Raw genomic sequence first — 24,318 nt, 5'->3', positions numbered from 1 at the left:
CCATCAGGCGTGTCCTTATCGGGTCTTATACTGAAAATGGGGCTAAAACCGGTCTTTTCAAGCATTATGCCTGTACTTTTTTTTGCACTTTCGTGCAACTCGCTTAGACTGGGACAACAGCACGAAGAGTTAAATTGCTATGGTCGCCACAGGTTTGGACTTTCGGGCTATTCATTTTGAACAAGGCTCGTTATAACCCAGAGTGCAGGTCTAAGTAGTGCCATTAATGATGGACTGAGCGATGATGAAAAATGTTCTGATAAAGCTGACGACGTTCAGCGGGATTGTTTTACTTTGCGGGTGTTCGAGCGTGATGTCTCACACTGGCGGTAAAGAAGGAACATATCCAGGGACCCGCGCCAGCGCGTCGATGATCTCCGATGATAATACAAACTGGGGAACCAGGTCCCTGGTTATCCTTGATATGCCCTTTACGGTAGTAGCAGATACGCTTCTTCTGCCGTGGGATATGTTCCGCACGGACAATTCCGTGCGTTCGCGCGTTGAGCAAAGCGAAAAAGAAAATCTGGCAACTAATTCCGTCATTCCGCCCGCGGCCCTGCCTTCACACTAGCTCTGCGCGGTTTTCGTTAGCCATAGCTGGCGAAAACCTTCCGTCTCTTCCATCCAGGCGATAGCGCGCCCATCCGGGGAAAACACCACCGCATCGGCAGAGGGCGGGTTGCCATGATTGGACGTCAAAAACGTCACCTCTCCGTTCTGCGCATCACAGCAGGCAATCCGGTTTTCAAGCACGAATCCCAGCCTGTTCCCGCAAGGGTGCCAGTTGAACGCGGACTGAATACTGCTCACGGTGTGGGTCAACTGCCGCGGCTCGCCGCCATCCGGTGAGATAAGCCACAGTTGCACAATGCCGTTATTATCGCGCATCAGAAACGCGATCTGCGTTCCCTGCGGATGACTACGTACCCAGTGGCGCGGCACGTTAACCAGCCCCGGATAGCGGTTTTGATGGGTAAAGGTGAGGCGGCGCTGCATTACGCCAAAGGGGGGCGCCGGTAGGGTATCAGGGGTTCCCTGCAACGGGGCATCACCTGCACGTTTCCAGCCCTGCGCATCTTTTGGCAGAGACACAATAAACAGTTCTGGCACTTTTTTGCCTTTCTCTGACAAGGTATCGCCGATAAACGCCAGCCTGTCATTGCCCACCCACCCCTCTTCGTAAGCGCGGTTAATCTCATCGCTACCCGGCCGTGGGTTCGGCGTTGTGCGGCTTACCAGTACGCTCCAGAAGGTACCCGCATATTCATGTGGATCCTTGCCCTGAGGTTCAACCGGACCAAAAGGCGCGGCCACCCCGACATTACGCAGGTCGCGTTTTGGGTCGCGTTCGTGCAGCACGTGGTCGTTGTAGGTAAAGCTGACGAATTCTCCATCAGGGCTAAACACGTGGACATGGCTGCCCCCGCGCAATGCCCCGGCGGTGTAGGGTGCAGAAATATCCAGGGCATCCAGGTTGCTCACCTGGCCATTGTGGGCAATCACCCCCTGGCGATGGTGGAAATCGTACTGCCAGTCTGCATCGGGGTTTTTCGGCCCATGGATAAAGACAAATTTGTTTTCCACCGGATGAACGGTCACCACGCCGACGTGCGCGTCGTGTGGAGCACGATAAATCACCTCTACCTCGCCCGTACTGACATTTACCCGTTCGATGGTCTGGCCGCTGAACGATGCGCCGGACGGGCGAACGTCATAGGCAAGCCACTGGCTGTCAGGCGTCCAGGTGTTAATATTCGTGAGCTGGTGATGGCGGGAAGCAAAGGTGATTTGTTTCATAAAGAGGCCCTGATGCGCGGTTATCGCATCAGGGTAAAACATCAGAAGTGATTAGCCTACTCATATAGACCAAAACTGACCCCGCCGGGGTTAACAGTTCAGAACATATTTCTCGATTGCCCAGGCAACACCGTCTTCGAGGTTAGATTTGGTGATGACATCAGCCACCTCTTTCACCGACGGGATGGCGTTATCCATTGCCACCCCTATGCCTGCGAACTCAATCATTGCGATGTCGTTCTCCTGGTCGCCCAGCGCCATGATCTCCTCTGGCTTAATGCCCAGCACGTCGGCCAGGGATTTTACGCCCGTACCTTTATTCACGCGTTTATCGAGAATTTCGAGGAAGTACGGCGCACTTTTCAGCACGGTATATTTCTCTCTAACTTCCGCCGGGATGCGGGCGATGGCTTTATCCAGGATCTCGGGTTCATCTATCATCATCACTTTCAGGAATTGGGTCGCCGGGTCCATTTTTTCCGCTTCACAGAACACCAGCGGAATGGTCGCGACGTAGGATTCATGTACGGTGTAGTAGCTGATATCACGGTTAGCGGTATAGAGCGTATTGCGATCGAGCGCGTGGAAATGAGAACCGACTTCGCGGGACAGCTTTTCCAGAAACAAGTAGTCGTCATAGTTCAGGGCGGTTTGTGCCACCGTACTGCCATCTGCGGCTTTCTGCACCAGCGCGCCGTTATAGGTGATGCAGTAATCACCCGGTTGATTCATGTGCAGCTCTTTCAGATAGCTGTGCACACCCGCATACGGACGCCCGGTAGTCAGCACCACCTTGACGCCTATCTCGCGTGCGGCGGCAATCGCGTTTTTAACGGCTGGAGAGATAGTGTGGTCTGGCAGCAGTAAGGTGCCGTCCATATCGATTGCAATGAGTTTAATAGCCATGAGATCCCCGGTTTGAATGAGTCTGAACTCATGCTAACGCGATTCCGCTCAAAAAACAGCAGATTAAAGAGGAGAGTAAACAATGCGATCAACCCCCTTTTTTGACCTCTTTTGAACAGGGTAAAATGACAAATAACCTTATATTTTCAGGAGATGCGCTGTTATGGATTTTGCCACTCTGGATACCATGCGCACCAATCACCCCGCATGGAAGTTATTGCGCGCAGATTCCGCCGCGCTTATCGCCAGTTTTCTCTGGCAGGCGTTCTCATTACCCAATGCCCGCAGTATTCCCCAGGATGAGCTTACGGAAAAACTGGAAGATACGCTTTATGTCCTGCACCAGCACTACGGTGAGGAGATGTATCCGCGCCCTGCGCGGGAATATCTGAATGACTGGGCGGCTCCTGAGCGCGGCTGGTTGAGGAAATTTTACCCGCCAGGCGATGACCGGCCCTGGTTCGACCTGACACCTGCGACCGAAAAGGCGCTAAGCTGGCTGGATAAACTGGGCGATGCCGCCTTTATCGGTACAGAGTCCAGGCTGGTCACCCTGTTTGAATTGCTCAAACAGGTCATCTCAGGCAGTGAAAATAATCCGGAGCTGCGCATTCAGGAGCTTGAACAACAGCGCAATGAGATTGATGCGGAGATAGCCGCCATCCGCAACGGTAAACTAGGCTGTGTCCCTTAATCGTTTGAGCTATAGTAACTGTCTGTTTCCACAACATATTGAACTATGGCTCGCTACGACCTTCCTGATGAAGCATGGATTATCATCCAGCCTTTATTGCCTGCTGAACCCGTATCTCCACGGGCCGGACGCCCATGGGCTGAGCATCGTAAAATTATCAACGGTATGTTCTGGGTGTTGTGTTCCGGGGCTCCGTGGCGTGATTTACCTGAACGATATGGACCATGGAAAACGGTTTATAACCGCTTTAACCGGTGGTCAAAATCAGGTGTTATTAACATTATTTTCAACAGGTTGCTTTCGCTACTTGATGCCAGCAATCTTGTTGACTGGTCTGCTACGGCGCTGGATGGCAGCAATATCCGGGCGTTGAAATGTGCTGCCGGGGCTCAAAAAAACATCCCGATATCGCCGGAGATAATGGGCTGGGTCGCTCTCGCGGTGGTTTTGGCACCAAAATCCATCTGGCGACAGACGGAAACGGTCTTCCGTTAAACATAGTGCTGAGTCCCGGACAGGCTCACGAAAGCCAGTTCGCGCAACGTCTTCTCGACGGTATTGGTGTTCAGCGCCAGAACGGCAGCATGAAACGCCGTGGCCATGCGGTACTGGCCGACAAAGCGTACTCCGGGCATGCGTTACGCAACGAACTGAAAAGCAAAGGTATAAAAGCAGTCATTCCCCGAAAATCAAATGAGAAAATGGCATTGGATGGGCGTTCACAGCTCGATCGTAATGCGTACCGCAATCGCAACGTTGTTGAGCGATGTTTTGGTCGCCTGAAAGAATACCGTCGCATAGCGACGCGTTACGACAAAACGGCGAGAAATTATCTGGCGATGGTGAAGCTGGGCTGCATCCGGCTCTTTTATCAACGACTATATAATTAAGGGACACAGCCTAACGCTGTTGGATAGCACCGCACAAAAAGAACGTTTTCAGCAGATCGTCCATTTATCCCGCGAGCTACTCTCCGATTTCCGCCAGGTTGAGCACAACTTCCGCCAGCTCGATCGCCTTGTTCGCGAACGCATCGCGCTATGGAATGGCGCCAAAGGCGATCTGTTAACCCAGGTGCTGGGCGAGCGCGATGCCATCACCGAATCAGATCAAGGCCGGAGCTTTCGCGCGTTCTGGGATTTTCTGATGTCACAATCAAGACAGGATGAGTTCTCACGCTTACTGGAAAAACTCCTGTCGCTTGATGCTGTTGCCGAAACGCAGCCTGATTCTCGTATTAAACGTATTCATTACGACTGGCTGGAGGCGGGAGAACATACGCAACGCACCGTTGCGCAGCTTTCGCAACAGTTACGACGCTTTCTCGACGATCAGGCCTGGCTTGAAAATAAGCGGATTATGGAGATTTTACATAATATTGAGCATCATGCTGTCGCCTTAAAATCGACGCCTCCCGCAGGCGACATAATGGATATTTACGATCTTCAACCCTCCGTGATATTGCCTTGTGAGCGCCCGCTTTACACTCCTCCGGTGAAAGCCAAAATTATCCAGCAGGTTCTTGAGCAGGGTGATGAATCAATAGACATTGATATTCTTTTCTCACAAATCACCGTCGATAAATCTCGCTTACTGCGCAATATTCGTAAGATCCTGCACACGCGTTCGCAAATAAGCCTGCAGGAAGTACTCTCCCTGTATCCATTGCAGCAAGGACTCGCTGAGCTGGTTACCTATATTCAACTCGCCAGTGAATCCGTTAGCGCAACGTTTGATGAAAGCAGCAGCGAAACCGTATATTGGCTTACTGCAACGGGTGAACAAAAAAAGGCGCACATTAATACGATCATTTTTACCCGCGCAAAGGAGATAATGAATGGAACAGAATAACGCCACCGTGTCACCGGACAGCGCCCTTTCGACGCTGATTATTTCACTGCTGAAAGGTGTGATTTATCAGGAGAACGATCCTCATCTGTGGGGCGCGCTGTTGCGTTTACAAATTCAGGTTCGCGACTACTGTCGGGTGATGAATCTGGAGCTTCATCTGGATGAAGCGGAAGGTTATGCTTTTTTGCGATCAAGCGCTGATGAAGCCGATGATGAATCCGCGCCTCGGCTAATTTCCCGACGCCCTCTGTCATTTCCCGTCAGCCTTCTGCTGGCTCTGTTGCGCAAAAAAATGGCGGAATTCGACGCCAGCGGCAGCGAAACACGTTTAATTCTGACCCAGGATCAGATTATCGATTTATTGCGTGTTTTCATGGCTGAAAGCACCAATGAAGTACGGCTGGTCGATCAGATTAGTCGCCATATTAATAAAATTTCTGAGATGGGATTCTTACGCCCTCTCCGTAATCAAAATCAGACCTGGGAAGTCCGGCGTATTCTGAAAGCATTTGTCGATGCACAGTGGCTATCTGATTTTGATGCGCGCCTGCAGGCCTATAACCAGTATATTCGAGGAGAAAATCATGACTAATGCGCTGGAGCTTGATTTTAGCAGCGATGAATCCTCCGCTGGTTTTCGTCTTGAACGGCTGGAGATTTTTAACTGGGGAACCTTTAACAACCAGGTCTGGACCTTTAACTTGCAGGGTAAAAACGCGCTCCTCACGGGCGATATCGGTTCCGGAAAATCTACGCTGGTGGATGCGGTAACCACACTCCTGGTTCCCGCTCACCGCATAGCCTATAACAAAGCGGCAGGGGCGGAGAATAAAGAGCGCTCGCTCCGATCGTATGTGCTGGGATACTACAAATCTGAGCGGCTGGAAAACAGCATGGGCGGAAAACCCGTCGCCCTACGCGATCACCGTAATTATTCCGTCATTCTGGGTATTTTTCGCAATGAAGGCTTTGGTCAAACCGTTACCCTGGCACAGGTTTTTTCATTAAAGGAACCCGCAGGAAAGCCGGTTACGTTTTATATTACCTCGGAAAAAGCGCTTTCCATCGCTGAGGACTTCTCCGGTTTTGGTTCTGATATTAATAACCTTCGCAAACAGCTACGAAAACATAGCGCCGAAATATTTGATTCGTTCCCGCCTTATGGCATCTGGTTCCGTCGTCGCTTCGGTATAAACAATGAACAGGCGCTGGAGTTATTTCATCAGACGGTATCTATGAAATCGGTGGGTAATCTCACCGATTTTGTCCGTAGCCATATGCTGGAGCCTTTTGATGTCGCCCAACGAATTAAGCATTTGATTGAACATTTTGACGATCTTAATCGCGCGCATGAGTCGATATTGAAAGCCCGGCGGCAGGTGGAGCACTTAACGCCGCTCGTTGACGAGTGCGACAGGCATGCGCTGCTGGTTCAGGAAACAGAAACCATGCGCGCCTGCCGTGACGCTCTGGCGGGCTGGTTTGCCCACCAGAAGCACGCCCTGCTTGAAAAGCGGCTGGTGAATCTTAACGATGAACTGCAGCGCTATCAAAACACGCTGGCGGTCACCGCTGAACAGTTACAGGAAAAACGTAACCAGGAAAGGCAACTGCGTGCTGATATTGCCGCTAACGGTGGCGATCGTCTGGAACAATTGCGCCTGGATATTACTCATCATGAACAGGAAAAAAACCGTCGTCTGAAAGCAGCAGAGAACTATAACGCGCTGCTGGAAAAAATAGCTCTCTCTGCGGTGAAAGATCATGAAGAGTGGCTGGCGACACGGCAGCTTCTGCAAACGCAGGCGGATGAGCTCGCCGACCGCGAAGCCGAGTTACAGCAGCAGAAAAACGAGCTGTACATTACCTTTTCCCGTAAACGCGAAATACACCAGCAGCTTATCGCTGAAATCAATAACCTCCGTTCACGGCGCAGCAATATCGACGCCCGTCAGATTATGCTGCGCGACAGTATCTGCCAGGCGCTGGGGCTAAATGAAGAACATCTCCCCTTCGTTGGCGAGTTACTCGCCGTGCGTGAAGAGGAAAAAGTCTGGGAAGGTGCAACGGAACGTCTGTTACACGGCTTTGGGCTTTCCATTCTGGTGGCCGATGAGCACTACCAACAGGTGGCGCAATGGGTTGAAAATAATCATCTTAATGGCCGGTTAAGTTATTTCAGGGTCAATCCCGCTCAGCACCATGCTACGGTATCTCCGCTTCCCGGTGCGGTGAGCGAAAAGTTACAAATAAAACCCGATACCGTCTGGTATGACTGGCTTGAACGACGCCTGCAGCAGTTTAACCATATTTGTTGTGAAACGCTGGAACAGTTCCGTCGCGAAAGTAAGGCGATTACCCGCAGCGGCCAGATTAAATCGCCGGGCGATCGTCATGAAAAAGATGACCGTCATACTATTCACGACCGCAGCCGCTATATTCTTGGGTGGAGTAACCTGGAAAAAATCGCCGTGCTGGAAAAACAGGCGCGGGAGCTTGAGGACGCGCTGGCAGAACTCGGCAACGAGTTAGCCTCCGTTGAGGAAAAACTTAAAAGCCTGCAGCAGCAACGCGATATTTATAACCGTCTTGGCGAACATAACGATTATCAGGCCATGAACTGGCAGCCGCTGGCTCAGGCTATTGCCCGACTGGAAGCTGAGAAACGCGAGCTTGAAGCCGCATCCGATCGGCTGCTGGTACTGAATCAACGACTGAATGAGATCCTCACGGAAATCCAGACGCTGGAGACAACCCATGGGGATAAAATCGCCTTACGTGGACGCACGCAGGAGAAGATAGAGCGTGCAGAGGAGAGCCTGCAGGAAGCGGAGTCTGTGCAAAAAACGGCGAATGAGCAGGATATGCCTCGTTATTACCCTCAGCTTGAGCAGTGGCGTGAAAAGGCCTTACCCGACAGGCAACTCAGCGTCGAGTCCTGTGATAATTGCCAGCAGGAGATGCGTGGCTGGCTGCAGGATAAAATCGACAGCGAAGATAAAAAACTCTTCCGCTCCCGGGACAAAATCATCAACAGCATGACGGGATATAATCATCAGTTCCCGCTAGAGACCCAGGAGATCGACATCAGTCTTGAGTCTGTCCATGAGTATCGCCAGATGCTGAATGCATTGCGAGCCGACGATCTCCCGCGCTTTGAAGCTCGCTTTAAGCAGTTGCTCAATGAAAATACCATCAATGATATTGCCAGTTTTCAGAGTCAGCTCAACCGGGAAAGAGAGACTATCAAAGAACGTATTGAGAAAATTAACGACTCCCTGGTTCCCGTTGATTACAACCCGGGTCGCTATATTTCTCTGGTGGCTCAGCTCAGCGCCGACGCGGATATTCGCGATTTTCAGAGCGAGCTGCGCATCTGTACTGAAGGCGCACTTACCGGCTCAGAAGATGAGCAGTACTCAGAAGATAAATTCTTACAGGTTAAGCGCATCATCGAACGTAGCGCCCTTACAGGGCGAGCGTCATCGCTTCGCGATTCCGATGGTTTGCATGTCCTGAGTCCGGCTTTATACTCTGCGGCATGTTAATTTTCTCAGGAAGTCATTGGTATGGCCCGCAGCAAAGCCCCCCGAAAGCGTAAACCCACGCCCTCGTCCCGACTCTCACGCCCTGATTATCCGAAGCGTTTCCTCGTCTCCCTGCCCCCGGAAAGCGACCATGATGACCCCGACGAGTTTTTTTACGACACACCGCAGGATGCCATTCGTCACTGTGTCCACCTGGGGCCGCAGTTTTTCCTCGATACACACTTCGACCCGCCTCTCGTCTGTATCATCCGCGGCTTTGAGCCGCCTGACTCACCCGACGGCGATGTCGTCATTGAGTCCATGCCAGCCGATGTGTTTATTCTCGCCACAGAATCCGGCATGCTACCGGTGACCTTCGCACCGTGGGATAAACACACCGACAACTGGGCCGATGACTGTGACGACTGGCACTATCATACCGGTGCCACTGCAGAGCGATAATCCGCCGCATGTATATCCCGCGCCCCGCAAAGCTGCTGTTCACCACTGATGACGGCTGGAACAGGTATATGGATAAACACGGTGACACCCTCAGCCCGTGGACCGTTCTCTGTGTCGAGCGCATGCTCGCCTGCGGCACTGCTGCCATGGGGGTGAAGCGATACTGCTGCGCCTCCCCGGACTGTACACATTCCCGCTTCTTCTGCCAGACCTGTAAATCAAAAGGCTGCAGCTCGTGTGGACATAAAGCCACGGAACAGTGGATTACAGAGCAACAGCATATTCTGCCCGACTGTGACTGGCAGCACATCACCTTCACCATGCCCCACCTGCTGTGGCCCTTCTTCAACAGCAACTGGCCCCTTCTCAATGCACTGTTCCGGGCAGCCACCCGGGCCATACTCCGGTGGACCCGCAAACAGGGCGTGGAGGTCGGTATCTTCTGCGCCCTGCATACGTACGGCAGACAACTTAACCAGCATCCGCACATCCACCTCTCCGTTACCCGCGGCGGGCTTGATATTAAACACGGCGTATGGCGCGACCTCTTCTTTAAGAAGCATGCCGTGGAGGAAATCTGGCGCGGAGCCGTCATCCGGCTGCTGCGCCACAGTTATGACCTGATTAATCCCGGCAGCCTGCCGGGGCTGGGCCATATCCGCGATAAAACTCAGTGGCAGCGGTATCTGCAGACGCAGTACGGACGCCGATGGAAGGTTCACTTTGCGAAGAAAACAAAAGGCGCATGGCGAAGCGTCAAATACCTCGGGCGCTACCTGAAGCGCCCGCCGGTATCGGCGGCGAAGCTCAGGCACTACAGCGCCGGCGCGGTGGTGCACCACTATTACGACCATCGTACGCAGCAGTACCGGCAGCAGACGCTGACCCAGGAGGAGATGATCGGACGCTATATCAGTCATATCCCGGAGAAGCATTTTAAGATGGTGCGTTACTACGGCTTCCTGTCTAACCGTAAACGGGGCACCTTGCTGCCGAAGGTGTATGCAGCCCTGGGGATGGAAGCGCGGAAAAAACCGGAACAGCCCGGCTTCGCCGCGCTGATGAAAGAATTTCTGCGCACGGATCCGTACAAATGCCTTCTGTGCGGGACCCGGCTGCGCTTTGTCAGCGCTCAGGCCGGGAGGCACGCCACGGAGTTAGTGGCAGAAAGGCAGCATAAAATCGACCGGAAACGATGGCTTCAGGAACAGACTGCGGGATAAGTGCATCTGAAAAACGGCTTTCAGGTTAAAAACGCGCCGAAAGAGCCATTTTATGGCCATAACATTCCCGATGGCACATCATTACTGCATTGCAGACACTGCTGTTCATGGTCAGGAAATTTTTTAAAACGATGATTCATTTTCCTAACCATGAACGTTTCCGGGGCCGCGAGGGGCTAAGCGATCAGGACAAACGCTGGACGACAAAAGTGACAGATGTGCGTAACTGGTTCACCTTCTCCGCCTCCGAGCGCTGGCGAGAAGATGATACTGAGCATGAACACTACTCGGATTCCGGGGGTAAATCGGGCGGACAGAAGGAGAAGCTGGCCTACACCATACTTGCCGCCAGCCTGGCTTATCAGTTCGGGCTGGAGTGGGGCGAGAAACGCTCTCGCTCATTCCGCTTCGTGGTGATTGACGAGGCGTTTGGCCGGGGTTCAGACGAGTCTGCGCAGTACGGGCTGGAGCTTTTCAAGCGCTTGAATCTGCAACTGCTGATCGTTACGCCGCTGCAAAAAATTCATATTATTGAGCCCTATGTCGCCAATGTGGGATTTGTGCACAACGAGGCCGGAAAAATTTCTCGCCTGCGCAACATTAGCATCGACGTCTATCAGCAGGAAAAAGCAGAGAAAACGCATGAGCTGGACAACGCCTGAGGCGCTAAAAAGTCAGTTACGCAAGCTGTGGGAAAAAGGGATCCTGTTACGGGAGGTGACGCAAGACAGCGGCTATTTCCCCCGACAATTGATATGTAAAAAACCAACGTCAGACGATCTCTCTTCACGGTTTAATGAGGTTCGCCAGTGGATCGGCGCGCTGACGCAGATTGAAGGAAAAGGCTACCGCATCGAATGGCGACAGGTCAGGCACAGGGTCATTGGCGTCAACCGCCTGCCCGCAAAAGTCTGGGTGGACTCTGCCGCGGACGCGATAAAAATCCTTGGTCAGCAGAAGGTATCTGAACGCTATCAGCATCTTTTTCAGCACATTGTTACCGCTCAGCCTGCTCTGGGCGGCTGGTTGGTAAAGTATCCGCTGCGCATGCTGGAGCAAGAGTGGACGCGTTTGCTGGCGATTATCGCCTGGTTGCAGATGAATCCTCGTCCAGGCATCTACTTACGACAAATCGATCTGCCTGACATCAACAGTAAGTTTATCGAACAACATCGCGGCATTTTAACAGAGCTTCTGGATCTCACCCTTCCGCCAGAGGCTATCGACCCGCTGGCGCGCGGTGTCGTACAGTTCAATCGCCGCTTTGGTTTTCGCGATAAACCCCAGCGCGTCCGGTATCGTTTTGCCGGCCAGGACAGAGAGATCGATAGCCATGAATTTGCGTCGCTGAATTTACCGGTAACCACCGTCCTGGTGATTGAAAACGAAATCAGTTTTTTGACCGTGCCAGAGCCTGCGGGAAGTATGGTGATTTTTGGCCGAGGCTACGGCTTCGATATGCTGTCATCGGCTCGCTGGCTGTGCCGCCAAAAGCTCTATTACTGGGGCGATATTGATACGCACGGCTTTGCGATCCTGAGCCAGTTCCGGCAACTTTACCCGCATACTCAGCATGTTTTGATGGATGAAAATACATTATTCATGCACCGCTCATCGTGGGTTGAAGAGGACAAGCCCTGCCTGCGGCTATTACCTAATCTGACCGAGCAGGAACAGCGGCTTTACCAGGCGCTGGCGCATAACCATTTTGGCGCGAAGGTTCGGCTGGAGCAGGAACATATTTCGGCGAACTGGGTACGGCAGGCGCTGGAGAGTGAAATTACGGGCGATACTTAAGCCGTCTGTTTTGCCCGGTAAGCGTAGCGCCACCGGGCAAAAACGGTTTAGATATCGATATTCGCCGCTTTCAGGGCGTTCTCTTCGATAAAGGCACGACGTGGTTCAACCGCATCGCCCATCAGGGTGGTGAACAGCTGATCGGCAGCGATAGCGTCTTTAACGGTGACGCGCAGCATGCGACGGCTTTCCGGATCCATCGTGGTTTCCCACAGCTGATCCGGGTTCATTTCACCCAGACCTTTATAGCGCTGGATAGCGAGGCCGCGACGGGACTCTTTCACCAGCCATTCCAGCGCCTGCTCGAAGGTGGCAACCGGCTGACGGCGTTCGCCACGCTCGATAAACGCATCGTCTTCGATAAGACCACGCAGTTTCTCGCCCAGGGTACAGATTCGACGGTATTCCGGACCGGTCACAAACTCATGCTCCAGCGGATAGTCGGTATCGACGCCGTGGGTACGCACACGAACGATCGGCTCGAACTGCCCATCGGCGTTCTGCTGAATATCGCATTTCCACATGCTACCGTGCTGCTCTTTCTCGTTCAGCTCGCTCACCAGGGTGTTCACCCAGCGGGTCACGATCTGTTCGTTGCTCAACTCGTCTTCGCTCAGAGTTGGCTGGTAAACCAGCGCTTTAAGCAGAGTTTTAGGATAACGACGTTCCATACGCGTAATCATTTTCTGCGCGGCGTTGAACTCGGATACCAGACGCTCCAGCGGCTCGCCCGCCAGTGCCGGCGCGTGGGAGTTCGCGTGCAGGGTAGCACCATCAAGCGCGATCGCGATTTGGTACTGATCCATCGCTTCATCGTCTTTGATGTACTGTTCCTGTTTGCCTTTCTTCACCTTGTACAGCGGTGGCTGGGCAATGTAGACGTGACCACGCTCAACGATTTCCGGCATCTGACGGTAGAAGAAGGTCAACAGCAGCGTACGAATGTGCGAGCCGTCGACGTCCGCATCGGTCATGATAATGATGCTGTGATAGCGCAGTTTGTCCGGGTTGTACTCGTCGCGACCAATGCCGCAGCCCAGCGCGGTGATGAGCGTCGCCACTTCCTGAGAAGAGAGCATCTTGTCGAAGCGCGCTTTCTCTACGTTAAGGATTTTACCCTTCAACGGCAGAATAGCCTGATTCTTACGGTTACGGCCCTGCTTCGCAGAACCGCCCGCAGAGTCCCCTTCCACGAGGTACAGTTCAGACAGCGCCGGGTCACGCTCCTGACAGTCAGCCAGTTTTCCTGGCAGACCGGCTAAATCCAATGCGCCTTTGCGGCGGGTCATTTCACGGGCTTTACGCGCCGCTTCACGGGCACGTGCCGCATCGATAATTTTGCCTACCACGATTTTCGCATCGGACGGATTTTCCTGCAGGTAATCGCTCAGCAGTTCGTTCATCTGCTGTTCAACCGCCGATTTCACTTCAGAAGAGACCAGCTTGTCTTTGGTCTGAGAGGAGAACTTCGGATCCGGCACCTTCACGGAGACAACGGCAATCAGGCCTTCACGGGCATCGTCACCGGTGGCGCTGACTTTCGCTTTTTTGCTGTAGCCTTCTTTATCCATATAAGCGTTCAGGGTGCGGGTCATCGCCGCGCGGAAGCCCGCAAGGTGCGTACCGCCATCACGCTGAGGAATGTTGTTGGTGAAGCAGTAGATGTTTTCCTGGAAGCCATCGTTCCACTGCAGCGCCACTTCCACGCCGATACCGTCTTTTTCAGTAGAGAAATAAAAGATATTCGGGTGAATTGGCGTTTTATTCTTGTTCAGATACTCAACGAACGCCCTGATACCGCCTTCATAATGGAAGTGGTCTTCTTTGCCATCACGTTTGTCTTTCAGACGAATAGAGACGCCGGAGTTCAGGAACGACAGTTCACGCAGGCGTTTTGCCAGAATGTCGTATTCGAATTCGGTAACGTTGGTGAAGGTTTCATGGCTCGGCCAGAAGCGGACCAGTGTACCGGTTTTGTCGGTATCGCCCGTTACCGCCAGCGGCGCCTGTGGCACGCCGTGGGTATAAAGCTGACGGTGTACTTTGCCTTCACGCTGGATAACCAGCTCCAGTTTCTGCGACAGGGCGTTAACAACGGAAACCCCTACGCCGTGCAGGCCGCCGGAAACTTTATAGGAGTTATCATCGAACTTTCCGCCCGCGTGCAGCACGGTCATGATAACTTCCGCCGCAGATACGCCCTCTTCCGGGTGAATACCGGTTGGGATGCCACGGCCATCATCGGTGACGGATACAGAGTTGTCCGCATGGATCGTCACCACGATGTCTTTACAGTGACCCGCGAGCGCTTCGTCGATAGCGTTATCCACAACCTCGAATACCATGTGGTGCAGACCGGTGCCGTCATCCGTATCGCCGATATACATACCCGGGCGCTTACGCACCGCATCCAGCCCTTTCAGGACTTTGATACTGGAGGAGTCATAAGAATTCGACATCAACGTTTCTCGCTCATTTCAACTTGGGTTAATCCGTTATTTTACCCTTTTCCACGGTAAACATCTTCGAATTTTCATCCGACATGTCCATAACGTGTTCAGCGCTAATCGCGCTGACGAAAACCTGCGACTGCGTGGCTTTTAAGCGGCTGGCAAGCACCCCGCGCCGCGCGTCGTCAAGTTCCGAGGCAAAATCATCTATGAGATACAGGCAGCGTCGCCCGCTTACGCGGGTGAGGAACTCCCCCTGCGCCAGGCGCAGCGCGCACATCAGGAGCTTAAGCTGCCCGCGCGACAACGTATCTTCCACCGGTGCGCCGTCGGCACGAATGCGGAAATCCGCCTTATGCGGGCCGTGCGCGGTGTAGGTCAACATGCGGTCGCGCTCGAAGTTTCTCTCCAGCACGTCAGCATAATCCGTCTCTTTCTCCCAGCCGCGCTGGAAGGAGAAGCTGAGAGAAAATTCGGGTAAAAACTGTTTGCAGGTGTCCGCCATATCTTCAGCGATACCTGCGCTGTATTCGGCACGCCAGCGGCTGATCTGTTCCGCGAGCGGAATTAACTCCCTATCCCACGGGCGCAACTGGGCGTAACGCGTGACCTGCCGCAACGCCGCATTACGCTGCTTGAGCAGACGCTTCAGGTTGCTCCACGCGTTAAAGAAACCCGCTTCGTTGTGGAAGCATCCCCAGTCGAGGAACGCTCTTCTGTATTTGGGGCCGCCGTTGAGCAACGTAAACCCTTCTGGCGTTATCAGTTGCATCGGCATCAACAGCGCCAGCTCTGCCACTTTGTGGCCGTCTGTCCCGTCAATGCGCACTTTGCTGTCACCCTGCTTGTCTTTGCTCAGACCGATAGCGGTTTCCCGCTCCTCACCCTGCAAGCGTCCGTGCAAAACAAAGGATTCTTGCTCATGGCGAATAACGCGCCCAATTTGCAAACTGCGAAACGCCCGGCCGTGGCCGAGCGTATAGATAGCTTCCAGCACGCTGGTTTTGCCGCTGCCGTTCGCGCCAACCAGGAAATTAAAGCCAGGGGATAAAGCGAGATCCGCGCTTTCGATATTGCGAAAGTCGCGGATCAACAGACGGGTGAGCGACATTACAGTCTCATTGGCATGACAACATAAGCAGCCGACTGTGATGCGGCATCTTCAATCTGTACGCTCGAAACGGAGTCGGTCAGCAGAATGCGAACATTCTCGCACTTCAGCGCATTGAGCACATCCAGCACGTAGCTGACGTTAAAACCGATTTCCATTTCGGTCCCGGCGTAGGTGACGTCCAGAATCTCTTCTGCCTCTTCCTGCTCCGGGTTGTTCGCGGTGATTTTGATCTGATTTTCGCTCACATACAGGCGCACGCCGCGGAATTTCTCGTTAGAGAGAATGGCCGCACGGGCAAAAGCCTGCTTGAGGCTATCGCATCCTGCTTCCAGCGTTTTATCAGGGTTTTTCGGCAACACGCGGCGATAATCAGGGAAACGGCCGTCAACCAGCTTCGAGGTGAAGACAAAATCGCCCACGTGCGCGCGGATATTATTGCTGCCGATCTGCACGCGCAGTGGCGTTTCGCCACCGTCGAGCATGCGCATCAGTTCAATCACCCCTTTACGCGGCACGATCACCGAATGGTTCGGCAGTGAAACACCGACTGGCATGGAACAAACCGCCAGACGGTGACCATCGGTTGCCACGGTACGCAGCTCTTCACCTTCGGTTTCGAACAGCATGCCGTTTAAGTAGTAACGTACGTCCTGGTGCGCCATGGAGAACTGCGTGGCTTCAATCAGACGCTTCATCGTCGCCTGCGGCAGGGTGAATTCAACTTCACTTTGCCAGTCGTCCAGGTTCGGGAAGTCTGCGGCGGGCAGCGTGGAGAGGGAGAAACGGCTGCGGCCAGAGCGCACCAGCATACGGTCGCCCTCAAGCTGCACGGCGATTTCAGCGCCTTCCGGTAACCCACGGCAGATATCAAAGAATTTCCGTGCAGGAACGGTGGTCGCGCCCGCGTCATGCGGTTGAGTCAGCGTAACGCGCGCGATCATTTCCATTTCCAGATCTGTGCCGGTCAGCGACAGTGTACCGTCTGCCACCTGAAGCAGCAGGTTTCCGAGAATAGGCAGCGTTGGGCGGCCGCCTAATGGGCCACTCACCTGTTGCAGCGGTTTTAATAAATGTTCACGTTCAACGGTAAATTTCATAGCGTCACGATGATAATGTTCTGATTAAATTAGAAAAATCTTCTTTTATGTCGTGGCTTTCTTCGCGTAACTGCTCAATCTTGCGACAAGCGTGCAGCACGGTCGTATGGTCACGGCCACCAAACGCATCGCCGATCTCCGGCAGGCTGTGGTTGGTTAATTCCTTAGCCAGCGCCATCGCCATCTGACGCGGACGCGCCACAGAGCGGGAACGACGTTTAGACAGTAAATCTGCCACTTTAATTTTGTAATACTCTGCCACCGTCTTCTGAATATTGTCGATGGTGACCAGTTTTTCCTGCAATGCCAACAAATCACGCAACGCTTCACGCACAAAATCGATGGTGATCGCACGACCGGTGAAGTTGGCATTGGCAATGACGCGGTTCAGCGCCCCTTCCAGCTCACGGACGTTGGAGCGCAGACGCTTGGCAATGAAGAACGCCACTTCACCCGGCAAACGGATGTCGTTTTCATCGGCTTTTTTCATCAGGATCGCCACGCGGGTTTCCAGCTCCGGTGGCTCGATAGCCACGGTCAGACCCCAGCCGAAGCGGGATTTAAGACGATCTTCCACACCGTTGATCTCTTTTGGATAACGATCCGAGGTCAGGATGATCTGCTGATTGCCTTCCAGCAGCGCATTAAAGGTGTGGAAAAACTCTTCCTGCGATCGCTCTTTATTGGCAAAGAACTGGATGTCATCGATAAGCAGCGCGTCGACGGAACGATAGTAGCGTTTAAACTCTTCGATCGCATTGTTTTGCAGGGCTTTTACCATGTCCTGAACGAAGCGTTCGGAGTGCATATACACCACTTTGGCATTTGGCTTACGCGCCATAATGCCGTTGCCTACCGCATGCAGAAGGTGCGTTTTACCCAAACCCGTGCCGCCATAAAGAAACAGCGGGTTATAGGCACCACCCGGGTTATCCGCTACCTGACGAGCCGCCGCGCGCGCCAGCTGGTTCGATTTACCTTCAACGAAGTTGTCGAACGTATGCTTAACGTTAACATTAGAGCGGTAGGTTGGCTCTGCGGGGGCCGGGACGTTATCCCAGCCCTGGCGAGCAGGTGCCACGCGAGGCGCAGGGAGACGGGTAGCCTGAGCAGGGGTCGTCATATGGACGGTTTCGCGCACGGTTTGGGTGACCGGCTTTGTCCCCACTTCAAAACGTAGCTGCGGGGCATCTGACCCGCAGAAATCGTTTAGCAATCCGTTGATATTATTGAGGTACTTGTCCCTGACCCAATCGAGCACAAAACGGTTTGGCGCATACAAAGCCAGCGTGTTATCGCTCAGTTCCGCCTGCAAGGGGCGGATCCACATACTGAATTCTGTGGCTGGTAACTCATCCTGCAATCGGGCAAGACACTGCTGCCAAAGCGAAAGTGACACGGCGGACTCCACTGGAACAATATAAAGAAAACTATTGAATATTCATGATTGTTGACGCACATCGACATGACCCAATGCGGGTGATGTGCGAACCGCTATCAGCGGTTATACACGGCATCGTTGATAAAACCTGAACGATGCGCTGTCTGTACCCGGCCAGGATCGCTGGATCCCGATCGGGACCGCGGATCATAGCCTAAACTGCGCCAGAGATCTTCTGTTTCTCACAGATTCTTCCTGATTTATCCACAGGAAGTTCCGAAACTGGGTAAGTGTAAACGATCCTGACGGGAGTGCCCCACGATTTAGCCCGCATATTGAAAAATTTAATGAGCATCGACAATTTTTTGCTTAAATGATCTAACGAAGATCCTGGACGATCCTTGCGATTTGAACGCGAGGCCGTATAATCCTCTCCCCCGGCGCGTAAAGCCCAGCTTCTGTTCGTCGAGCGCTGCTCATTTTGCATGCGAAAACGTGCGAAAATGCGCGGGAAATAAGGAAAGAGAATTGACTCCGGAGTGTACAATTATTACAATCCGGCCTCTTTAATCACCCACGGCTTCGGCGTCCGTCATTCGAAACGCGTTCGGGCATCCGAAAAAGCCATGAATTTATTCAAGTTTAGGTAGAAATCGCCATGAAACGCACTTTTCAACCGTCTGTACTGAAGCGCAACCGTTCTCACGGCTTCCGTGCTCGTATGGCTACTAAAAATGGTCGTCAGGTTCTGGCACGTCGTCGTGCTAAAGGCCGCTCTCGTCTGACCGTTTCCAAGTAATAAAGCTAACCCCTGAGTGGTTAAGCTAGCATTTCCCAGGGAGTTACGTTTGTTAACTCCCACTCATTTCACATTCGTCTTCCAGCAGCCACAACGGGCTGGCACGCCGCAAATCACCATCCTCGGCCGCCAAAATTCGCTGGGGCATCCCCGCATCGGTCTTACAGTCGCCAAGAAAAATGTTAAACGTGCGCATGAACGCAACCGGATTAAACGTCTGACGCGTGAAAGCTTCCGTTTACGTCAGCACGATTTGCCTTCAATGGATTTCGTGGTGGTGGCTAAAAAGGGGGTTGCCGACCTCGATAACCGTGCTCTCTCGGAAGCGTTGGAAAAATTATGGCGCCGCCACTGTCGCCTGGCTCGCGGGTCCTGATAGCCCTTATTAGGGTCTATCAACGCCTGATTAGTCCGCTACTCGGGCCGCACTGCCGTTTCACGCCAACATGCTCAAGCTACGGAATTGAGGCATTGCGCAGGTTTGGAGTGATAAAAGGCAGTTGGTTGACGGTGAAACGCGTATTAAAATGCCACCCTTTACACCCAGGTGGAGACGATCCCGTCCCGCCAGGACCCTTTGATACCAGAGAACACTAACGATGGATTCGCAACGCAATCTTCTTATCATCGCTTTGTTGTTCGTGTCTTTCATGATCTGGCAGGCATGGGAGCAGGATAAAAATCCTCAACCCCAGCAGCAGACCACGCAGACCACGAGCACCGTAGCGGGTAGCGCCGCAGACCAGGGCGTTCCGGCCAGTGGCCAGGGGAAACAGATTACGGTTAAGACCGATGTGCTTGAGCTGACTATCAACACCCGTGGTGGTGATGTTGAGCAGGCGCTGCTGTTGACCTACCCGAAAGAGCTGAAGTCTACCGAACCGTTCCAGTTACTGGAAACCACGTCTGAGTTTATCTACCAGGCTCAGAGCGGCCTGACCGGTCGTGATGGCCCGGATAACCCGGCAAACGGTGCGCGTCCACTGTATAGTGTCGAGAGTGATACTTTCGTGCTGGCTGATGGCCAGAACGAACTCGTTATCCCGATGATTTACACCGACGCCGCGGGCAACACCTTTACCAAAACCTTCACCCTGAAACGCGGTGAGTTTGCGGTGAACGTGGGCTACAGCGTGCAGAATGCCGGCGACAAACCGCTTGAAGTGTCGACTTTTGGTCAGTTAAAGCAGTCCATCAATCTGCCGTCTCACCGTGACACCGGAAGCAGCAACTTTGCGCTGCATACTTTCCGTGGCGCGGCGTACTCTACGCCTGATGCGAAGTACGAAAAATATAAATTCGATACCATTGCGGACAACGAAAACCTGAACGTCAGCTCTAGAGGCGGTTGGGTAGCGATGCTGCAGCAGTATTTCGCAACCGCGTGGATCCCGAATAACGACGGTACCAATAACTTCTTTACCACGAACCTGGGTAACGGTCTTGCAGCTATCGGCTACAAATCCCAGCCGGTTCTGGTACAGCCCGGTGAAACCGGCAAGCTGGCAAGCACCCTGTGGGTTGGCCCGGAAATCCAGGACAAAATGGCTGCCGTTGCGCCACACCTGGACCTGACCGTTGATTACGGTTGGTTGTGGTTCATCTCTCAGCCGCTGTTTAAGCTGCTGAAGTTTATCCACAGCTTCGTGGGTAACTGGGGCTTCTCCATTATCATCATTACCTTTATCGTTCGTGGCATCATGTACCCGCTGACTAAAGCGCAGTACACCTCCATGGCGAAGATGCGTATGCTGCAGCCGAAAATTGCGGCGATGCGTGAGCGTCTGGGCGATGATAAACAGCGTCAGAGCCAGGAGATGATGGCCCTGTATAAAGCAGAGAAAGTGAACCCGCTGGGTGGTTGCTTCCCGCTGATTATCCAGATGCCAATCTTCCTTGCACTGTACTATATGCTGATGGGTTCCGTTGAGCTGCGCCATGCGCCGTTCGCACTGTGGATCCATGACCTGTCCGCACAGGACCCGTACTACATCCTGCCGATCCTGATGGGCGTGACGATGTTCTTCATTCAGAAGATGTCTCCGACCACCGTGACCGACCCGATGCAGCAGAAGATCATGACCTTTATGCCGGTCATCTTCACCGTGTTCTTCCTGTGGTTCCCGTCAGGTCTGGTGCTGTACTATATCGTCAGCAACCTGGTGACCATCATTCAGCAGCAGCTGATTTACCGTGGTCTGGAAAAACGTGGCCTGCATAGCCGCGAAAAGAAAAAGTCCTGATTAGGTAAGTTAAGGCTAAAATAAGGGCGGTCGATTGACCGCCTTTTTTATTTGTATTGAACGAGAGCAACCATGAGCCATAACGACACTATCGTCGCCCAGGCAACCCCACCGGGACGCGGTGGTGTTGGCATTCTGCGTATCTCCGGCCTGAAGGCGCGCGAGGTCGCCGAAGCGGTACTGGGCAAACTGCCAAAGCCGCGCTACGCTGATTACCTGCCATTTAAAGATACCGACGGTACGCCGCTGGATCAGGGTATTGCGCTGTGGTTCCCAGGCCCTAACTCCTTCACTGGGGAAGATGTGCTGGAGCTGCAGGGCCACGGTGGCCCGGTTATCCTCGATCTGCTGTTAAAACGTATTCTTACGCTGCCGGGCCTGCGCATTGCGAAGCCGGGCGAGTTTTCCGAGCGTGCCTTCCTGAACGATAAGCTCGACCTGGCTCAGGCCGAGGCGATTGCTGACCTGATCGACGCCAGTTCCGAGCAAGCGGCCCGCTCCGCGCTGAACTCGCTGCAGGGAGCGTTTTCCGCTCGCGTGAATCACCTTGTGGAAGCACTTACTCACCTCAGGATCTACGTCGAAGCGGCTATCGACTTTCCGGACGAGGAGATCGACTTTCTCTCTGACGGTAAAATCGAAGCCCAGCTAAACCAGGTAATGAGCGATCTCGATGCGGTGCGCGGCGAAGCGCGCCAGGGAAGCCTGCTGCGCGAAGGGATGAAGGTCGTGATCGCTGGTCGCCCTAACGCCGGGAAATCGAGCCTGCTGAACGCCCTGGCGGGCCGTGAAGCCGCCATCGTAACGGACATCGCCGGTACCACCCGCGACGTGCTGCGCGAGCATATTCATCTCGACGGCATGCCGCTGCACATCATTGATACCGCCGGTCTGCGCGATGCCAGCGACGAAGTGGAACGCATTGGTATAGAACGCGCCTGGCGGGAGATCGAGCAGGCCGACCGCGTGCTGTTTATGGTGGACGGTACCACGACGGACGCCGTTGACCCAGCGGATATCTGGCCGGACTTTATTGCTCGTTTGCCCACCAGACTGCCAATTACCGTGGTACGCAACAAAGCGGATATCACTGGCGAAATACTGGGTATCAGCGATGTGAATGGTCACTCACTTATTCGCCTGTCGGCCCGTACCGGGGAAGGCGTCGACGACCTGCGTAATCATCTCAAACAGAGCATGGGCTTTGACACCAGCATGGAGGGCGGCTTCCTGGCGCGTCGTCGTCACCTGCAGGCGCTGGAAGAAGCAGCCAATCATCTTGTTCAGGGCAAGGCGCAGCTGCTGGGCGCGTGGGCAGGCGAATTGCTCGCGGAAGAACTGCGCCTGGCGCAGCAGAATCTGAGCGAGATAACCGGTGAGTTTACGTCAGATGATTTGCTTGGGCGGATCTTCTCGAGCTTCTGTATTGGTAAGTAAGTTTTAGTCCATCTTCGTCCGTGAACGTTCACTAACCCGCATTAACTACCTGTTAATGCGGGTTTTTAACGTCCGAACTGATGTGTAGCCGTGCGGAGACATCCGCGATCGTTGTGTCCTGAATTGTGCCCATCTCAAAATTAACAAATCGAAAAAGATCACGCTGGGTGAATACCCGGCTTTCTCACTTGCAGAAGCGCGGCTTTGGCGTGAAAAGTGCCGCTCAATGGTGGCCCATGGCATCAATCTCACGCAGAAAAAACAGTAAGAAAAACTTAAAAAGAATGACCTGACGACAGTCAAAACATTCGCCAAACGTTGGGCTGACCGATATCGTTGAAAAAAGTAACCGCGATCCGCGCAACATTACTCGCGTTATCGAGAAGGACATCATTCCCATCATCGGGAAGCTGGAACTCGAAGAACTCACAACTGCCCACATTCAGGTCGTACTCTACCGCTTCAAACAACGAGCTTCGGATCACGTCGCGCTGCTGACGCGAAACGAGCTTAAACGCATGCTGGCCTATGCGATTTCCAGGGGATCAGCATCTTGTTATGGGGGATCGCCCGTGACCTGAGTGGCGTCATGGCGCAACCTTTAGCGCTGACGTCGATGCGCCATGCGCCTTACGCTACTTCAGGCCCCCTGTTTGCACATCAAAATGTAAAGTTCGGTCCTCAGACTTCTCATAATTCCATTTACTGATTAAAACAGAAGCTAAGTTAAGCGATAATGATGTAACCGTTTTACCGACTACGACCATTATCAAGGAGCGAAAAATGGCTACGCACTTTGCAAGAGGAATACTTACAGAAGGACGTCTCGTATCGGCCAAAGTTTCATCAGCATCTCACACTGAGGCGCTCAAACTTCCTGAACACCGCCGGACGCGTTTCTTAGCGTCCAGAGGGCTGCTCGCAGAACTGCTGTTTATGCTGTATGGCACCCGTGAACTGCCGGAGATCATCATCCAGCCAGAAGGCCGTCCGGTCTTTGCCGACCCTGAACTGCCCCGTTTTTCCATCGCCTACACCGGCAATATTATTGGCGTCGCACTTACCACCGAAGGTGATTGCGGGCTGGATATGGAACTTCAGCGCGCCACTCGCGGCTTCAACGGTGTTAACCCGCACAACGCTTACCCACTCTCCAGTAATGAAAAACTGTGGGTGCGCAACCAAAACGATCCCCTTGAGGCCAGAGCCCAACTTATTACCCTGCGCCAGAGTATTCGTAAGCTCTGCGGATGTGCCTCAGACGACGCGGCTTTGCTGCAGTTACTTCCAGGCTCCGGACGTCTGCGAGCCTCTAAAGCCACGCTTGTTGAAGCGCTGAGCGATGCTGAAGACGTGTTGATTTGGTCCGTTGCGGTAACCCCTGCCATCGAGCGGCTGAAAATCTGGGAATTTGACAGTAAGCGCGGATGGCATAGCCTTCCGGATGTGCCAGAGCGCGCCAATGAGTCCGCCGCACGCTTGATGAGATTAACCAGTTTACCGGTAGAAAAAGCATTCACCCTAAGCTGATCCATTC

General features: G+C 53.4%; 21 protein-coding genes and 2 pseudogenes. 17 read left to right on the top strand and 6 right to left on the bottom strand.

Features of this window, described 5'->3' with window-relative positions; translation table 11 throughout:
- Nucleotides 1-241: 241 nt before the first annotated feature.
- Complete coding sequence (locus tag NL510_RS00680) at nt 242-574, top strand: YceK/YidQ family lipoprotein (protein ID WP_253380790.1); 333 nt, start codon at nt 242-244, stop codon at nt 572-574.
- Here NL510_RS00680 and NL510_RS00675 read toward each other — a convergent pair.
- The gene (locus NL510_RS00675; protein ID WP_253380789.1) at nt 571-1,800 is read right to left on the bottom strand and encodes a YidR family protein; all 1,230 of its coding nucleotides are present in this window, start codon (nt 1,798-1,800) and stop codon (nt 571-573) included. The genes NL510_RS00680 and NL510_RS00675 overlap by 4 nt on opposite strands.
- 90 nt (nt 1,801-1,890) lie before the next feature.
- Complete coding sequence (yidA, locus tag NL510_RS00670) at nt 1,891-2,706, bottom strand: sugar-phosphatase (protein WP_253380788.1); 816 nt, start codon at nt 2,704-2,706, stop codon at nt 1,891-1,893.
- Between the two features lie 163 nt (nt 2,707-2,869).
- On the opposite strand from yidA, the gene NL510_RS00665 reads away from it, so the two are divergent.
- From NL510_RS00665 to NL510_RS00625, 9 genes and pseudogenes are all read left to right on the top strand, one after another.
- Entirely contained in the window at nt 2,870-3,400 is a 531-nt protein-coding gene (locus tag NL510_RS00665) for a DUF3375 family protein (RefSeq protein WP_253380787.1), read from the top strand.
- 45 nt (nt 3,401-3,445) lie between these two features.
- Nucleotides 3,446-4,290 (top strand): IS5 family transposase gene (locus NL510_RS00660; RefSeq protein ID WP_253376809.1). Its coding sequence is split into 2 segments (ribosomal slippage): nt 3,446-3,791 and nt 3,791-4,290, totalling 846 coding nucleotides; the frame shifts between segments, so codons are not numbered across the junction.
- 19 nt (nt 4,291-4,309) lie between these two features.
- Nucleotides 4,310-5,251, top strand: coding sequence for a DUF3375 domain-containing protein (locus tag NL510_RS00655; RefSeq protein WP_436298781.1), 942 nt, complete (start codon nt 4,310-4,312; stop codon nt 5,249-5,251).
- The gene (locus NL510_RS00650) at nt 5,238-5,843 is read left to right on the top strand and encodes a DUF4194 domain-containing protein (protein ID WP_253380786.1); all 606 of its coding nucleotides are present in this window, start codon (nt 5,238-5,240) and stop codon (nt 5,841-5,843) included. The genes NL510_RS00655 and NL510_RS00650 overlap by 14 nt, the downstream gene beginning before the upstream one ends.
- Nucleotides 5,836-8,799: an ATP-binding protein gene (locus NL510_RS00645; RefSeq protein WP_253380785.1), complete on the top strand. Its 2,964-nt coding sequence runs from the start codon at nt 5,836-5,838 to the stop codon at nt 8,797-8,799. Before NL510_RS00650 ends, NL510_RS00645 begins: the two co-directional genes overlap by 8 nt.
- Nucleotides 8,800-8,820: 21 nt before the next feature.
- Nucleotides 8,821-9,240 (top strand): hypothetical protein, encoded by a 420-nt coding sequence (locus NL510_RS00640; protein ID WP_253378013.1) that lies wholly within the window; start codon nt 8,821-8,823, stop codon nt 9,238-9,240.
- Between the two features lie 8 nt (nt 9,241-9,248).
- Nucleotides 9,249-10,463: an IS91 family transposase gene (locus NL510_RS00635; RefSeq protein WP_301308581.1), complete on the top strand. Its 1,215-nt coding sequence runs from the start codon at nt 9,249-9,251 to the stop codon at nt 10,461-10,463.
- A gap of 152 nt (nt 10,464-10,615) precedes the next feature.
- Nucleotides 10,616-11,125 (top strand): annotated as a pseudogene (locus NL510_RS00630) (SbcC/MukB-like Walker B domain-containing protein); the annotation flags it as partial.
- A complete protein-coding gene (locus NL510_RS00625) occupies nt 11,106-12,260 on the top strand; it encodes a DUF3322 domain-containing protein (protein WP_253380783.1) in 1,155 nt (384 codons plus the stop codon). The pseudogene NL510_RS00630 and the gene NL510_RS00625, both read left to right, overlap by 20 nt.
- Before the next feature lie 47 nt (nt 12,261-12,307).
- On the opposite strand, the gene gyrB is transcribed toward NL510_RS00625, so the two are convergent.
- Genes gyrB through dnaA form a run of 4 tightly spaced genes read right to left on the bottom strand, consistent with a single transcriptional unit; the run spans nt 12,308 to nt 18,320 of the window.
- Nucleotides 12,308-14,719, bottom strand: coding sequence for a DNA topoisomerase (ATP-hydrolyzing) subunit B (gene gyrB, locus NL510_RS00620; RefSeq protein WP_253380782.1), 2,412 nt, complete (start codon nt 14,717-14,719; stop codon nt 12,308-12,310).
- Nucleotides 14,720-14,747: 28 nt separating this feature from the next.
- Complete coding sequence (gene recF / locus NL510_RS00615) at nt 14,748-15,821, bottom strand: DNA replication/repair protein RecF (RefSeq protein ID WP_253380781.1); 1,074 nt, start codon at nt 15,819-15,821, stop codon at nt 14,748-14,750.
- On the bottom strand, nt 15,821-16,921 hold the full coding sequence (gene dnaN / locus NL510_RS00610) for a DNA polymerase III subunit beta (RefSeq protein ID WP_253380779.1): 1,101 nt from the start codon (nt 16,919-16,921) through the stop codon (nt 15,821-15,823). Before dnaN ends, recF begins: the two co-directional genes overlap by 1 nt.
- Before the next feature lie 4 nt (nt 16,922-16,925).
- Nucleotides 16,926-18,320, bottom strand: a complete 1,395-nt coding sequence (dnaA, locus tag NL510_RS00605; protein WP_253380777.1) for a chromosomal replication initiator protein DnaA — start codon at nt 18,318-18,320, stop codon at nt 16,926-16,928.
- A gap of 640 nt (nt 18,321-18,960) precedes the next feature.
- On the opposite strand from dnaA, the gene rpmH reads away from it, so the two are divergent.
- The 7 genes and pseudogenes from rpmH to NL510_RS00570 all read left to right on the top strand — a co-directional run bounded on the left by rpmH (nt 18,961) and on the right by NL510_RS00570 (nt 24,311).
- Nucleotides 18,961-19,101, top strand: a complete 141-nt coding sequence (gene rpmH, locus NL510_RS00600) for a 50S ribosomal protein L34 (protein ID WP_003849659.1) — start codon at nt 18,961-18,963, stop codon at nt 19,099-19,101.
- Nucleotides 19,102-19,117: 16 nt separating this feature from the next.
- The gene (rnpA, locus tag NL510_RS00595; protein WP_253380775.1) at nt 19,118-19,477 is read left to right on the top strand and encodes a ribonuclease P protein component; all 360 of its coding nucleotides are present in this window, start codon (nt 19,118-19,120) and stop codon (nt 19,475-19,477) included.
- Entirely contained in the window at nt 19,441-19,698 is a 258-nt protein-coding gene (yidD, locus tag NL510_RS00590; RefSeq protein ID WP_001307474.1) for a membrane protein insertion efficiency factor YidD, read from the top strand. Before rnpA ends, yidD begins: the two co-directional genes overlap by 37 nt.
- Before the next feature lie 2 nt (nt 19,699-19,700).
- Nucleotides 19,701-21,344, top strand: a complete 1,644-nt coding sequence (gene yidC, locus NL510_RS00585; protein WP_253380773.1) for a membrane protein insertase YidC — start codon at nt 19,701-19,703, stop codon at nt 21,342-21,344.
- 72 nt (nt 21,345-21,416) lie between these two features.
- Entirely contained in the window at nt 21,417-22,781 is a 1,365-nt protein-coding gene (mnmE, locus tag NL510_RS00580; RefSeq protein WP_253380771.1) for a tRNA uridine-5-carboxymethylaminomethyl(34) synthesis GTPase MnmE, read from the top strand.
- A gap of 142 nt (nt 22,782-22,923) precedes the next feature.
- Nucleotides 22,924-23,326 (top strand): annotated as a pseudogene (locus tag NL510_RS00575) (Arm DNA-binding domain-containing protein); the annotation flags it as partial.
- Between the two features lie 238 nt (nt 23,327-23,564).
- The gene (locus NL510_RS00570; protein ID WP_253380769.1) at nt 23,565-24,311 is read left to right on the top strand and encodes a 4'-phosphopantetheinyl transferase family protein; all 747 of its coding nucleotides are present in this window, start codon (nt 23,565-23,567) and stop codon (nt 24,309-24,311) included.
- The last annotated feature ends 7 nt before the right edge of the window (nt 24,312-24,318 follow it).

Source organism: unidentified bacterial endosymbiont (assembly GCF_918797525.1).
In the GTDB taxonomy this organism is placed as follows: domain Bacteria; phylum Pseudomonadota; class Gammaproteobacteria; order Enterobacterales; family Enterobacteriaceae; genus Enterobacter.
This window is presented reverse-complemented; position numbering and strand designations above follow the sequence as displayed.

What these genes read in the sequence shown, in the direction of transcription:
- yidC (WP_253380773.1), top strand. Translation starts at nt 19,701, where the DNA reads ATGGATTCGCAACGCAATCTTCTTATCATCGCTTTGTTGTTCGTGTCT.
- NL510_RS00645 (WP_253380785.1), top strand. Translation starts at nt 5,836, where the DNA reads ATGACTAATGCGCTGGAGCTTGATTTTAGCAGCGATGAATCCTCCGCT.
- NL510_RS00570 (WP_253380769.1), top strand. Translation starts at nt 23,565, where the DNA reads ATGGCTACGCACTTTGCAAGAGGAATACTTACAGAAGGACGTCTCGTA.
- NL510_RS00625 (WP_253380783.1), top strand. Translation starts at nt 11,106, where the DNA reads ATGAGCTGGACAACGCCTGAGGCGCTAAAAAGTCAGTTACGCAAGCTG.
- recF (WP_253380781.1), bottom strand. Translation starts at nt 15,821, where the DNA reads ATGTCGCTCACCCGTCTGTTGATCCGCGACTTTCGCAATATCGAAAGC.
- NL510_RS00665 (WP_253380787.1), top strand. Translation starts at nt 2,870, where the DNA reads ATGGATTTTGCCACTCTGGATACCATGCGCACCAATCACCCCGCATGG.
- mnmE (WP_253380771.1), top strand. Translation starts at nt 21,417, where the DNA reads ATGAGCCATAACGACACTATCGTCGCCCAGGCAACCCCACCGGGACGC.
- rpmH (WP_003849659.1), top strand. Translation starts at nt 18,961, where the DNA reads ATGAAACGCACTTTTCAACCGTCTGTACTGAAGCGCAACCGTTCTCAC.
- yidA (WP_253380788.1), bottom strand. Translation starts at nt 2,706, where the DNA reads ATGGCTATTAAACTCATTGCAATCGATATGGACGGCACCTTACTGCTG.
- yidD (WP_001307474.1), top strand. Translation starts at nt 19,441, where the DNA reads ATGGCGCCGCCACTGTCGCCTGGCTCGCGGGTCCTGATAGCCCTTATT.
- NL510_RS00640 (WP_253378013.1), top strand. Translation starts at nt 8,821, where the DNA reads ATGGCCCGCAGCAAAGCCCCCCGAAAGCGTAAACCCACGCCCTCGTCC.
- NL510_RS00650 (WP_253380786.1), top strand. Translation starts at nt 5,238, where the DNA reads ATGGAACAGAATAACGCCACCGTGTCACCGGACAGCGCCCTTTCGACG.
- gyrB (WP_253380782.1), bottom strand. Translation starts at nt 14,719, where the DNA reads ATGTCGAATTCTTATGACTCCTCCAGTATCAAAGTCCTGAAAGGGCTG.
- NL510_RS00680 (WP_253380790.1), top strand. Translation starts at nt 242, where the DNA reads ATGATGAAAAATGTTCTGATAAAGCTGACGACGTTCAGCGGGATTGTT.
- NL510_RS00675 (WP_253380789.1), bottom strand. Translation starts at nt 1,800, where the DNA reads ATGAAACAAATCACCTTTGCTTCCCGCCATCACCAGCTCACGAATATT.
- NL510_RS00635 (WP_301308581.1), top strand. Translation starts at nt 9,249, where the DNA reads ATGTATATCCCGCGCCCCGCAAAGCTGCTGTTCACCACTGATGACGGC.
- dnaN (WP_253380779.1), bottom strand. Translation starts at nt 16,921, where the DNA reads ATGAAATTTACCGTTGAACGTGAACATTTATTAAAACCGCTGCAACAG.